Below are 13,117 nucleotides of genomic sequence, written 5' to 3' on the forward strand. Positions count from 1 at the left end.
TGCTGTTGCAGCATTGACCGTTATAAAAATATCGTTCCAGATACGCTGCCCGGCGCTCAGCTATAGACGTCCTTTTTCTCATAACGCGTTGTCATTACAAAAAATTGATAACAGTGCGCGTCTTAAAAAAGTCGGGCAACGTCGTTTAAATTGCTAAATTCATATTCTGACCCTTTTGAAAATAAGAAGAACATCATGAATTTATTTTTGCGTAACAATATCAAAATTATCGGTGATGTCGGACCAACGGTGATCCTGAGTCATGGCTTTGGTTGTGACCAGACAATGTGGCGGTATCTGACCCCGAAGCTGGCGAAAGACTACACCCTGGTACTGTATGATTTGGTGGGCAGCGGCCAGTCTGATTTAACTATGTACAGCTATGAAAAATACAATGAGCTGGATGGTTATGCCGAAGATCTTCTTGAAATTATCGGTGAGGTCAGCCCCGACGCCCCGGTTATTTTTATTGGCCATTCTGTCAGCGCCAGTATTGGCTTACTGGCCAGTGTTGCGCACCCCGACAAATTTTTATGTCAGATTATGGTAAGTCCCTCGCCCTGCTTCACCAATGACGCCGACTATACCGGTGGCTTTTCAAAAGCCGACATTAATGAGCTTTGTGAGACCATCGACAGTAATTATCTGGGCTGGTCCAGCAATATGGCCCCGGCGATTATGGGCGCCCCAACTCAGCCCGAGCTGGGTGAGGAGTTATCTAATAGCTTTTGCCGTACCGACCCGGATATCGCCCAGCATTTTGCCCGGGTCACCTTTTTAGCTGATCACCGCGCCTTGCTGCCTCAATGTCATACACCGACATTGATTTTGCAGTGCACTGACGATTTTATTGCCCCGTGCTCAGTGGGCGAATTTATGCAGGCTACCTTACCGCAATCCACCTTGACATTAATCGATAATGTTGGGCACTGCCCGCATATGAGCGCCCCGCAGGCATGTTATGAAGCTATCGATAGCTATTTAAATAATACTATTGTCAGCGCCCGGTCAGCCCATGACACCTGAAACCTCAAGTTTATTTGAGAACGCCGCCTGTGGTTTGCTGGTGTGCGAAACTGACGGCTCGATTGTGCAGGTGAACCAAACATTTTGCGACTGGCTGGGTTATCGCTGTGAACAGCTGGTCGCCCAACAGCGTATCCAGGCGCTATTCACGGTGGGCAGCCGGTTTTATCACCATACCCACTGGGCCCCACTGTTACAGTTACAAGGCGCGGTCTCCGAAGTACTCATCGAGCTCAAAACCCATGCCGGTGACACGGTGCCGATGCTGGTTAACGCGGTACGCCGAACCAGCGATGGCCACAGCTACGATCATCTTGCATTTTTTGCAGCTACCGAGCGCAAAAGTTACGAACAGGAATTGGTGAAAGCCCGCAAATCGGTAGAACAATCACTTACCCACTTACGTAAAGTCCAGAATGATCTTAAGGAAAACCAGAATTTTCTGAGTCTAGCTATCCGTAGCGCCCACATGGGCGTCTGGACTCACGACATGGTACTAAACCGAATCAAGTTCAGTCAGGAGTTACAGGAACTCACTGGCTTATACCACAGCAACTTGTGGCAACAACCATCTCACTTTTATAAGTCCATTCATCCTGAAGATGTGACCGTTTTCCGTGAAGGGGTACAAGAGGCGATCAATCAACACTGCGAGTACGAGGTCGAGTTCAGGCTGCAACATGCATCAGGAGAGTGGCTCTCGATAGTAGGCCGTGGGCATGCTACCTATAGTGAAGCGGGCCAGTGCATCACCATATTCGGAATCTTTATTGATATTAGCGAACGCAAAAAGTCCCAGCTGGCGCTGGCAAATGCTCATCGCCAACTCGCATTAGCAGATCGTAAAAAAGATGAATTTCTGGCCACTCTTGGGCACGAGTTGCGCAATCCCCTTGCACCAATTCGAAATGTGCTGGAGCTCATGAAACGCAATACCGAGCAGCACCCTGAATTGAGCTGGTACCACGATATTTTTCACCGGCATGTCTCCCAGGTTACCCATATTGTTGACGATTTATTAGAGGTTACGCGGATTTCTCAGGGCCGGCTGGAACTTAAAAAGCAGGTAGTAGATATAAACGAAGCGGCTCAGATTGCGATTGAGTCCACTAAATTCTTTATTGAAGAAAGTCAGCATTCCTTCGAGATAACGCTTCCGGACAAGCCCCTGATGCTGGAGGCTGACTCAACCCGGCTCACCCAGATCATCGTGAATTTGCTGACCAATGCCGCCAAATATACGCCGCCTGGCGGTCATATCACCCTGCATGTGTATGCTACCACAGAGCAAGCCGTTATTCGCGTGAAAGACACCGGCATCGGCATCCCTTCAGAAAAGCTGTCCACGATTTTTAATATGTTTTCACAGCTTACGCCGGCCCTCGAGCGTGCCCAGGGCGGCCTCGGAATTGGGCTGGCATTGGTACATGGTCTGGTGGAAATGCATGAAGGGGTGATAGAAGTCAGAAGTCCCGGCATCGATCTGGGCAGCGAATTTGAAGTGCGTTTGCCGCTGGCAACCAGTCAGGTAGTCGACAAGCCCAAGTCACAGCCTACACACACTGACAAAGCGGCGCCCAAACGCATCTTAATTGTGGATGATAATGTGGATGCTGCTGAAAGCCTGGGTTTTTTGTTGGAGTTTGAGGGTCACTCCATTGAGTGCGCCAATTGCGGCGAGGATGCGATAACAATGGCTGAAGCCTTTCGTCCTGAGATTATACTGTCAGATATCGGCCTGCCCGATATTAATGGGTACGAAGTCGCCAAACAGCTACGAAACAAAGACTGGGCCGCCGATGTATTTATGGTGGCTATCACCGGCTGGGGCCAGAAAAAAGATAAGCTACTGGCTCAGGAAGCAGGCTTTAATCAGCACTTTACCAAGCCGGTGGACTTTTCAGAATTAAAAGCAGTACTAAGAAACTTTTCCCAGGTCGGCTAGTCACCAAGCTTACAAAAAAGCCGGCAGGTGTTAGAGCAAGTTTAATGATGTCGCTATAAAATTGTTCAAAGCCTTCACCAACACCAAAGTCCCCATCCGCAGGGCCTGTAAGGTATTTGGCGGAGAGAGATTCACTCGCGCTTTACATGGCGCTCGCCCTACGGGCAGCTGGCGCTGTGCAAAACGCCTTCCCTACCGTTTTGGCGAACCCGAGGGTTCTCATCACATTCTAAACCACCATAAACACATAGAGAGGGATTCCCTCGCGCTTTACATGCCGCTCGCCCTACGGGCAGCTGGCGCTGTGCAAAACGCCTTGCCTGCCGTTTTGTCGAACCCGTGGGTTCTCATCACATTCTAAACCACCATAAACACCAAAGCCCCGCACAAGGCGAGGCTTTGGTGTTTAAATTTGGCGGAGAGAGAGGGATTCGAACCCTCGATACGCTATTAACGTATACACACTTTCCAGGCGTGCGCCTTCAGCCACTCAGCCATCTCTCCAAATTTTGCGCTGCTCTGCAAGCAGCAGCGCGTATAGTAGGTTAACCTTCCCGGCGGATCAAGCTTCGGCGTGCAAAAGCCGCTTAAGCGCTGCTTATTTAAGCAGTTTCTGCTTTTAGTTGTGCAGAAAAGTCCAGCATCCGGTTTAACGGTACCAATGCTTTTTCACGCAAAACATCATCGACAAAAATCTCGTGACCTTCATTACCACCGCTAAGCGCATCGTAAATTGACTGTATACCGTTCATTGCCATCCATGGGCAGTGAGCACAGCTTTTGCACGTGGCGCCGTTGCCACCAGTGGGAGCTTCGATAAAGTTCTTAGTCGGGGCCAATTGCTGCATTTTATAAAAAATGCCTTTGTCCGTAGCCACAATAAATGTGCTGTTCTCCATTTCCTGAGCTGCTTTGATAAGCTGGCTGGTGGAGCCTACCGCATCAGCCATGGCCACGACGCTGGCCGGCGATTCAGGGTGAACCAGGATGGCGGCGTCCGGATAGATCGCTTTCATGTCTTCCAGCTTTTGTGCTGAAAATTCGTCATGCACGATACATTCACCCTGCCACATAAGCATATCTGCGCCGGTTTGTTTAGCGATATAAGCACCCAGGTGACGGTCCGGGCCCCAGATAATGGGTTTACCCTGCTCATCCAGGTGTTCAACTATTTCCAAAGCAATGCTGGAGGTAACCACCCAGTCGGCCCGGGCTTTTACCGCGGCTGAGGTATTGGCATACACCACCACTGTGTGATCAGGGTGGGCATCACAAAATTCTGTAAATTCTTTCTCAGGACAGCCAATATCCAGTGAACAGGTAGCTTCCAGAGTTGGCATCAACACGGTTTTTTCCGGGCTTAGAATTTTGGCGGTTTCACCCATAAAGCGAACCCCTGCGACAATAACGGTATCGGCCTGAATGTCGCGGCCAAAACGCGCCATCTCTAGAGAGTCAGCCACACAGCCACCGGTTGCTTCGGCCAATGCCTGAATTTCAGGATCGGTGTAGTAATGCGCCACCAGTACCGCATTCTTATCAATAAGCAATTGCTTTATCTGGGAACGCAGCTCGTCTTTTCGCTCAGACGTTAGCGGTTCTGGCATTGCAGGGAAAGGATAATCAACTTGTTCTACGCGAAATGCGACTGTCATAACATACTGACCCGATTGACGACAGCTAAAAGGGCGGCAATTATACCCGACTGTCATAAAAATTTCATATCGTAAACGTATGAATTATTCCATCACATTCAAGGTACCCCCAGCCGGTTTTTCACTTCTTTGAATTAACGATCTGTAATGCCTGGGTTAATTGGCACTTCACACGATATACAGCAAGCTGAGACCGGGTGTAACAGACTTTCGCTCATGGCTTGCACCCCAAACCATGAGTGCTGTTAAAAGCCGTCCCCGTTGTGTGTAGCCCTGTTGTCTGGGGCAGTGCTATTGAGAAACCTTTATGAGGGGGGGTGTTTGGGCCCGCCTATAAACGGCTGCATGCGTATCGCTCTAATACAGGCTTATTGGCTACCTCACCTGTAAAGTGCCAGGTCGTGCTGGATTACTTGACTGCTAGCGCAGTCTGCGCCCTTTCGGGCCGTGCTAAAGCACGTTCACCTGCGCTACGCTTGGTGTCGAACCGCTTCGCTGGTTCAAATCCGGCGCGAGCACGATATGTTCTTTTTGAAAAGTGTGTAACTGGACTATTTCGATAAGATGGTGGGTCGTGCTGGATTACTTGACTGCTAGCGCAGTCTGCGCCCTTCCGGGCCGTGCTGAAGCACGTTCACCTGCGCTACGCTTGGTGTCGAACCGCTTCGCTGGTTCAAATCCGGCGCGAGCACGATATGTTCTTTTTGAAAAGTGTGTAACTGGAACGTACGAATAAGATGGTGGGTCGTGCTGGATTACTTGACTGCTAGCGCAGTCTGCGCCCTTTCGGGCCGTGCTAAAGCACGTTCACCTGCGCTACGCTTGGTGTCGAACCGCTTCGCTGGTTCAAATCCGGCGCGAGCACGATATGTTCTTTTTGAAAAGTGTGTAACTGGACTATTTCGATAAGATGGTGGGTCGTGCTGGATTACTTGACTGCTAGCGCAGTCTGCGCCCTTTCGGGCCGTGCTAAAGCACGTTCACCTGCGCTGCGCTTGGTGTCGAACCGCTTCGCTGGTTCAAATCCGGCGCGAGCATAATGTGCTCTTTTTGAGAAGTGTTAACTGGAACGTACTAATAAGATGGTGGGTCGTGCTGGATTCGAACCAGCGACCAATTGATTAAAAGTCAACTGCTCTACCAACTGAGCTAACGACCCATCTTATGGTGTTCAGTAACCTGACGTTACTGGATGATAAGCTTTGGCGGCCTATCGGATTGTGATGCAATGGTGGGTCGTGCTGGATTCGAACCAGCGACCAATTGATTAAAAGTCAACTGCTCTACCAACTGAGCTAACGACCCTTTGCATTGTCGAAAAGAAAACATTTGGATAAATGGTGGGTCGTGCTGGATTCGAACCAGCGACCAATTGATTAAAAGTCAACTGCTCTACCAACTGAGCTAACGACCCATTTCTTTCCTGTTGTTGCCTGTCGGTGGCAACGGCGGCATATATTACCCATTTCCTGTGGGCGTGCAACCCTAAATCGCTTTTTATTTTCTTTTTTTAAGAAAACCTGCATCAAGTGGTCAAAATCACCACAAAACGAACAAACTTTCTGCACTTCAATGCGTTGTAAAAAAGCAAACGCCGCATCAAGTACTGAGTCAGCGGTAAATCAGGCCCCACCAGTTTCATGGTTTTGCCCGGCGTTACCACCTTTTCAATTACGGTGAATTTGTAATTTTAGTGCAAAAAAACAAAAAACCTCTGCAAACAGAGGTTTTTCTTATAAAGAATTCAATCTCGATTCGGCCAGCTTTCTGGCTGAGGAGTTTGGATATTCTGAAATTACCGCATTAAGATATGCTTTGGCCTGACCGGTATTGCCTAAACGCTGCTCAATCACGCCTAACTTCAGCAAGGATTCTGCACGTTTACTCGAATTTTTAAAGCGGTCGGCGACTTCACTGAACTGAGCTTTGGCTTCTTGCCAGTTTTGTTTATTAAACAATAACTGTCCTAACCAATAGTGCGCATTGGCCGCATACTGGCTATTAGGAAAATCGCTTATAAAATCACGAAATGCAGGAATCGCTTTATCATATTCGCGAGACTTTAAAATAAGGTTTACGGCATTATCGTAGGCTTCATCTTCACTTAATGAAGGCTTATCCGACGATGACGGTTGAGTCTTTTGCGCAGGTTCAGGAGACGCTGGCGACGAAGACGAAGATGCTTCACCTACCGATTGTTTTAACGACGTAACCCGTTTATCAATCTCGAGGTACAACTCGCGCTGACGTTCCAGTACTTTTTCCAACTGATTGGTATGGACCTCCACAGCACCACGCAAATCATCTATTTCGCCCTGCATCGAGTCCAGTTGTTGCTGTAGACGATGCTGCATCTGTGTGCGACTGTCTACCATGCGCTCAAGCACCGTGATCCGCTTTTCCAGATCACCGCCCTGCGGATTGTTGACATCATAAACCGGGGCCTGAGCCCCTGCCGCACCCGATACTGCACAGGCAACGCTCAGGGCGATACCGGTGCAGGTACGTTTAAGTACAGAGCAAGCCATTACTGATATACAACCACACCGCGACGATTTTGCGCCTGGGCATACTCAGTTGAACCCATGACCGCCGGTTTTTCTTCACCATAGGAAACGGTAGAAAGCTGATCGCTGCTGACACCAGCATTCATCAGGTACGTTTCCACTGCCTGGGCACGACGCTCACCCAATGCAATGTTGTATTCTGGTGTACCACGGCTGTCGGTGTGACCTTCTACCGCCACTTTTTGATCAGGATTTTGTACCAGGAATTCAGCGTGCTTGTTCAGAATTTCGCGAAACTCTGGTTTGATAACAGCACGGTCAAATTCAAAGTAAACCGTTTGCTCATTTTTCAGTGACTCAAGTTGTTCCTGAACCATCTCTTGCTGACGCTCCATGCGTTGCGCCGCTTCGGCTTCAACACGGGATTCTTCGGCCTGGCGAGCCTGACGCTCAGCTTCGGCTTGTTCCTGAGCTACACGGTTACGTTCAGCCGCCAGTTCTTCTTCACTTGGACCTGATGAACACGCCATCATCGTCACCACGGGCAAGGCGATAACGAAGCTTTTCATTACTTTATTAAGTTGCATCCTCTTAATCCTTATAGTTTTCATTAACAAATATTTTGTTTAAAACAAGAATGGTGACCAACTCGGTGACTTAACTTGTCCGTCTGTGGCTGGTAACCTTGCTTTGAAGCGCCCATCCAAAGACACTAAGGATAATACCTGAGTACCATTGTGCAAGGTGCTGTAAATTATCATACTTCCGTTGGGCGCAATACTAGGCGACTCGTCCAGATAAGTTCTGGTCAATACCTGAATGGCACCGTCTTTTAAGCCCTGGCGGGCAATTCGATAATCACCATTGGTCTGATTCACCAGCACCATTTCTTCGCCATCAGGAGCAATGGTCGCGCCCAGGTTTTGCTCACCCTCAAAGGTTTGTCGTCTTACTTTACCTGATGCTAAATTTACGCGATAAATCTGGGGTTTACCACCCCGTTCTGAGCTAAATATCAGACTCTCACTATCTGGCGCCCACGACGGCTCGGTATCAATCGCACGATTACGGGTCACCCTACGCAGTTTCTTGGACGCAAGTTCCATGACATAAATTTCCGGGTTGCCATCTTTTGACAAAACCATCGCTAATTGTTTGCCATCCGGTGAAAACACGGGGCTACCATTAATGCCAGGGAAATCCGTGATGGCCTCACGCTTGCGGGTATAAATATCCTGAATAAAAATTTGTGGACGTTTGTTTTCAAAACTCACATACGCCAGCTTTTCACCATCAGGTGACCAGCTTGGCGACATCAGCGGCTCAGGGGATGACAACAGGCGCGTTTCGTTTTTGCCATCATAGTCAGCAATGGCCAACTCATACGGGCGGGCATGGGCATCACGGTCACGTACTTTGACATACGCAATGCGGGTTAGGAAGGCACCCCGGGTACCGGTCAGCTTTTCGTACACCACATCAGAGATGCGATGGGCATACTGCCTAAAGTCCTCGGGTTTGATAACCGCCTGGCGTTTATCAATAAGGTGATCATTGGCCGCCACCAGTTTACCCTGGCTCATGGCTTTGGATTTGCCGCCGGTGGCTTGCCCCCGCAGCACATCCACTAATTCGAAGCTGACTTTGTATTTGCTGCCGGCTTGTTGCTCAACCGTGCCAACCAGTACCGTATCTACCCCGGCTGACGCCCAGGCTGAATAATTGATGCTGGCATCGGTGTCAGGATATTGCGGCATATCATCCGGCGCAGTAGGGTTAAACTTACCGCTACGCAGTAAATCAGCGCGCACCACGGCAGCAATGTCTTCGGGCATCTCGCCCGTGCCTTTGAAAGTAAACGGGACTACCCCGATAGGCCGCGCACCGTCTACGCCCTCGGTAATGACAATTTCCAGAGAAGCCTGCGCCAACGTGCTAAACATTAGCAATGTAGCACTAAACCAGATTCCGATTTTTTTCTTGATCACTACAATTCCACCGTTAGATTAATGTCTTTAAGTTGTTGATACACTTGAGGGTCTTCTGACATTGGCAGTTTATCAGGACGTCTTACCGCTGCCTCTGAAGCCCGGCACAATGCTGCATCGCCACTGAGCGTTCTGACCTGGACCACAAAGCCTGTGGTCGCCAGTCGAACATTCAGCCGACACTTCTTACCTTTATACGCAGAGTCTTTGTATAACCCCTGCATAATCTTTTGTTTAATAAGTGCCCGATAGCGGTCAGTTTCGGAAAGCACCTGCCGCTGCCGCCGTTGTTGCTGAGCCGCTCGCTCTGCGTCAGCCTGCTCCTGACGCATCTTTTCCATCGCCGCATCTTCTTCGGCCTGTTTGCGTCTGGCTTCGGCTGCGGCTTTCTCCCGGGCCTCGCGTTCTTTACGCTCTTTGGCTTTTTGGGCGGCCACCCGTTTCAGTTCTTTTTGACGTTTAGCCTCAGCAGCTTGCTTTTGACGTTCTTGCTCGGCCCGCTTCTCCTGCGCCCGCTGTTTTGCTTTTTGAGCATTGATTTTACGCTGACGCTCAGCCTCTGCTTTTTTGGCAGCGGCTGCGGCGGCCCGCTGTTGCTCTTCACGTGCCGCGGCTTGTGCCTGCGCTTTTTGTTTATCCGCAATGGCCTGAGCATCGATAAACGTCGCTTTTATCACCGGCTGTGAGGCCGGCGGCGTGGGCAAGGGATCCGGTGAAAAACTGACACTAATCAGCAACACCAGCGCAATGCCCAGGTGCACGCCCACAGACTTTGCCACCGCCACTTTTTCATCTGTGTCGAAGAGTCTGGCCAATATTTTGGGTTTGCGCATAGGCCGATTACTCTTTGGGATCCGTCATCAGGCCCACCGAAGGCACACCTGCACTTTGCAGCAAAACCATCAACTGAATGACTTTATCGTAGGCCACCTGCCCGTCGCCTTTAACTACCACCGGGGTGTCAGGCTGCTTTTGCAATTGTGCCTGAACCAGCGCGCCCAAATCTTCTGGGGCGACAGGACGTTCTTCGTCATCACCCAGATTCAGATAATATTTGCCTTCCACATCCACCGAAGCAATCAGTGGCGGGTTGTCTTTCTGCTCAATAGGCTCGGCACTGGCTTTTGGTAAATCCACTTTTACGCCCTGCGAAACCAGCGGCGAGGTCACCATAAAGATAATCAGCAATACCAACATCACATCAATGTAGGGCACCACATTAATCTCAGATACCGGGCGACGGCGTTTACGGGTATACATAACAGACTCCTGTACTAACAAACGCCTGCATTAAGGCGTTTGGTGCTGCTGCGCCGCGATGGCCTGACGATGCAATATGGCCGAAAATTCTTCCATAAAGTTGGCGTAATTGTTTTCCAGTTTTTCTACCTTATGACTAAAGCGGTTATACGCAATAACGGCCGGAATAGCTGCAAACAAACCGATAGCCGTGGCAATAAGCGCCTCAGCAATGCCCGGCGCTACCATTGCCAGTGTGGCCTGTTGCACTTCACCCAGCGCAATAAAGGCATTCATGATTCCCCATACGGTACCAAACAAACCGATGTAGGGGCTGATAGAGCCTGCCGTGGCCAAAAATGGTAACCGGCTTTCCAGCTCTTCTACTTCCCGGGACATGGTCACCCGCATAGCACGGTAGGTGCCATCCACAATACCGTTGACGGCGGTATTACCTTTACGCAGACGTACAAATTCTTTAAAGCCTGAACAGAAAATGCCAGATATTCCGCCAATATTGGTGCGCGCCGACAATTCCTGATACAGGCGGTTTAGATCTGCGCCCGACCAGAATTTGTCTTCAAAGTTGCGCATCTCGGTCTCGGCCGATTTTAGCGCCTTGGTACGCTGAAAAATAAATGTCCACGATGCCACCGAGACGCCCAGCAATAACAGCATTACCAACTGCACGACAAAACTGGCCTGAAGGAACAGTCCGATAAAAGTTAAATCAGATTCCACGCGATAAATCCCCTAATAAAGTGCGTGGGATTTTTCTTGCTTTCATTTTAAGCTGATCCACGCACACAACCTGAATATCAGCAGCAACCAGTAGTTCGCCACTTTCATTATAAATTCTTTGCTGAAACACCATGCTGGCACCTTTCAATTCTACAATCTGTGAATCAATACTCAACAGCTGATTGAATCGCGCAGGCGCATAGTTATGCATCTCGACCCGTTTGACGACAAAACCAATAGATTGTTCCAGCAAAACATCCTGATCATAACCTATTTCACGTAACCATTCGGTGCGGGCCCGCTCCATAAACTTCAGATAATTCGCATAATAAACAATGCCACCGGCATCGGTATCTTCATAATAAATGCGCACCTGCCATTTATGCATACTTATGCTTCCTACCACAATAAAATTAATCGCTTTGCCCCCAATCCTTGGTAGTGACGGGGACTATTCAAGAGGCAAAATACCGTTATAAACTATTTAAAACAATAGATTTAACGCAACTATCGCCACATTATAACAACCCGTTAACGAATTAGTTTTTCTAATCTCAAATTATAATTTTACTCAATTGATAGAAACCAGTTCTACTCTATAATGCGCACCATCTGTCACACAGACATCACGAATTTTTCGGGATGTATGAGAATTTCTCCTGTTAGACATGAGTTCCCTGGATTTATTTCCTTCAACACTTGTTGTTTTAGCCCGTTCATTTGAGCGGGCTTTTTTTTGCCCGGTACTTAGCCAACCTCATTTTCCCTGCAATGCTCAGAATTCTTGCCTCAGACTTAAGATCTGATTTCTTCAACCGCAGGCCGCTTTAGCTTATCGAGCCATTTTGTCGGGCAATCGGCTCGAGCTTTCGCCCGAGACTACCTTAACCAGCTTTGCCCAAAGCTAAGCGGAAAGTGTGCCACTTTGTACAATTGCAAAATGAAAACAGCAAAATGGAAAATCGTTAAGACTTACCGCAGCCCCGATACAGACCAGGAGCCGCGGTTTGTTATTCGGTAGGATTAAACCCAAAGTGCAGAAAGGCGCGCTGCTGCACAATACGGCCACGGGGAGTGCGTTGTAAAAAGCCTTGCTGAATAAGAAACGGTTCGATGACATCTTCGATGGTTTCTTTTTCTTCGCCGATGGCTGCCGCCAGGTTATCCAGCCCTACCGGGCCGCCATCGAATTTTTCGATAATGGCCAGCAGTAGCTTACGATCCATATAGTCAAAGCCTTGCTTGTCCACATCCAGCATGTCCAACGCACTGGCTGCCACTTGAGCACTGACCACACCATTGGCTTTGATCTCGGCATAATCGCGCACCCGGCGTAACAGCCGGTTAGCTATGCGCGGAGTCCCGCGCGAACGCCTGGCCACTTCCAGCGCGCCCTCTTCATCCATATTAAGATTTAAAAATTCCGCGCTGCGGGCCACTATCGTGGTTAAATCTTTCACTGAATAGAATTCCAGACGCTGCACAATCCCAAAACGGTCTCGAAGGGGCGAGGTCAACGAGCCGGCCCTGGTGGTGGCCCCCACCAGGGTGAAGGGCGGCAAATCAAGCTTTATAGAGCGCGCCGCAGGACCTTCGCCAATCATGATGTCTAATTGGTAATCTTCCATCGCCGGGTACAGAATCTCTTCGACTACCGGGCTTAGACGATGAATTTCATCGATAAACAAAACATCGTTGCGTTCAAGATTGGTCAGCAATGCCGCCAGGTCACCGGCTTTTTCAAGCACCGGTCCGGAGGTGGTTTTAATGCTGACATCCATTTCGTTGGCCACGATATTGGCCAGCGTAGTTTTGCCCAGCCCCGGAGGCCCGAAGATAAGCAGATGATCCAGCGCATCTTCGCGGTTACGGGCAGCCTGAATAAAAATTTCCATCTGCTCGCAAACATGGGGCTGGCCGGTGTAGTCGCTCAGCATCTTCGGGCGAATTGCCCGGTCGATCACTTCATCTTCGTTAGTGGCGTCGGCGCCAATTAAACGATCGGCTTCAATCATT

The 13,117-nt window shown here is 49.4% G+C and carries 11 protein-coding genes and 4 tRNA genes; 2 read left to right on the plus strand and 13 right to left on the minus strand.

The window, feature by feature from the left end:
- The first annotated feature begins 195 nt into the window (after window positions 1-195).
- Window positions 196-1,026 (plus strand): alpha/beta fold hydrolase, encoded by an 831-nt coding sequence (locus tag IT774_RS11245; RefSeq protein ID WP_195809863.1) that lies wholly within the window; start codon window positions 196-198, stop codon window positions 1,024-1,026.
- Complete coding sequence (locus tag IT774_RS11250) at window positions 1,016-2,971, plus strand: PAS domain-containing hybrid sensor histidine kinase/response regulator (RefSeq protein WP_195809864.1); 1,956 nt, start codon at window positions 1,016-1,018, stop codon at window positions 2,969-2,971. The genes IT774_RS11245 and IT774_RS11250 overlap by 11 nt, the downstream gene beginning before the upstream one ends.
- Window positions 2,972-3,384: 413 nt before the next feature.
- On the opposite strand, the gene IT774_RS11255 is transcribed toward IT774_RS11250, so the two are convergent.
- From IT774_RS11255 to ruvB, 13 genes are all read right to left on the minus strand, one after another.
- A tRNA-Ser gene (locus tag IT774_RS11255) sits at window positions 3,385-3,475 on the minus strand.
- 98 nt (window positions 3,476-3,573) lie between these two features.
- A complete protein-coding gene (nadA, locus tag IT774_RS11260) occupies window positions 3,574-4,626 on the minus strand; it encodes a quinolinate synthase NadA (protein ID WP_195809865.1) in 1,053 nt (350 codons plus the stop codon).
- Between the two features lie 1,083 nt (window positions 4,627-5,709).
- A tRNA-Lys gene (locus IT774_RS11265) sits at window positions 5,710-5,785 on the minus strand.
- Between the two features lie 70 nt (window positions 5,786-5,855).
- A tRNA-Lys gene (locus tag IT774_RS11270) sits at window positions 5,856-5,931 on the minus strand.
- A gap of 33 nt (window positions 5,932-5,964) precedes the next feature.
- Window positions 5,965-6,040: transfer RNA gene (locus tag IT774_RS11275), tRNA-Lys, on the minus strand.
- Between the two features lie 319 nt (window positions 6,041-6,359).
- The gene (gene ybgF, locus IT774_RS11280) at window positions 6,360-7,154 is read right to left on the minus strand and encodes a tol-pal system protein YbgF (protein ID WP_195809866.1); all 795 of its coding nucleotides are present in this window, start codon (window positions 7,152-7,154) and stop codon (window positions 6,360-6,362) included.
- Window positions 7,154-7,720 (minus strand): peptidoglycan-associated lipoprotein Pal, encoded by a 567-nt coding sequence (gene pal / locus IT774_RS11285; protein WP_195809867.1) that lies wholly within the window; start codon window positions 7,718-7,720, stop codon window positions 7,154-7,156. Before pal ends, ybgF begins: the two co-directional genes overlap by 1 nt.
- Before the next feature lie 39 nt (window positions 7,721-7,759).
- Entirely contained in the window at window positions 7,760-9,076 is a 1,317-nt protein-coding gene (gene tolB / locus IT774_RS11290; protein ID WP_218958972.1) for a Tol-Pal system beta propeller repeat protein TolB, read from the minus strand.
- Between the two features lie 44 nt (window positions 9,077-9,120).
- Entirely contained in the window at window positions 9,121-9,954 is an 834-nt protein-coding gene (gene tolA, locus IT774_RS11295; RefSeq protein ID WP_195809869.1) for a cell envelope integrity protein TolA, read from the minus strand.
- A gap of 7 nt (window positions 9,955-9,961) precedes the next feature.
- Window positions 9,962-10,381, minus strand: coding sequence for a protein TolR (gene tolR, locus IT774_RS11300; RefSeq protein WP_195809870.1), 420 nt, complete (start codon window positions 10,379-10,381; stop codon window positions 9,962-9,964).
- Between the two features lie 30 nt (window positions 10,382-10,411).
- Complete coding sequence (gene tolQ, locus IT774_RS11305; protein ID WP_195809871.1) at window positions 10,412-11,101, minus strand: protein TolQ; 690 nt, start codon at window positions 11,099-11,101, stop codon at window positions 10,412-10,414.
- Window positions 11,091-11,489, minus strand: a complete 399-nt coding sequence (gene ybgC / locus IT774_RS11310) for a tol-pal system-associated acyl-CoA thioesterase (protein WP_195809872.1) — start codon at window positions 11,487-11,489, stop codon at window positions 11,091-11,093. Before ybgC ends, tolQ begins: the two co-directional genes overlap by 11 nt.
- A 622-nt stretch (window positions 11,490-12,111) precedes the next feature.
- Window positions 12,112-13,116 (minus strand): Holliday junction branch migration DNA helicase RuvB, encoded by a 1,005-nt coding sequence (gene ruvB / locus IT774_RS11315; RefSeq protein WP_195809873.1) that lies wholly within the window; start codon window positions 13,114-13,116, stop codon window positions 12,112-12,114.
- Window position 13,117 lies beyond the last annotated feature (1 nt).

This window comes from Salinimonas marina (assembly GCF_015644725.1).
Classification (GTDB): Bacteria; Pseudomonadota; Gammaproteobacteria; order Enterobacterales; family Alteromonadaceae; genus Alteromonas.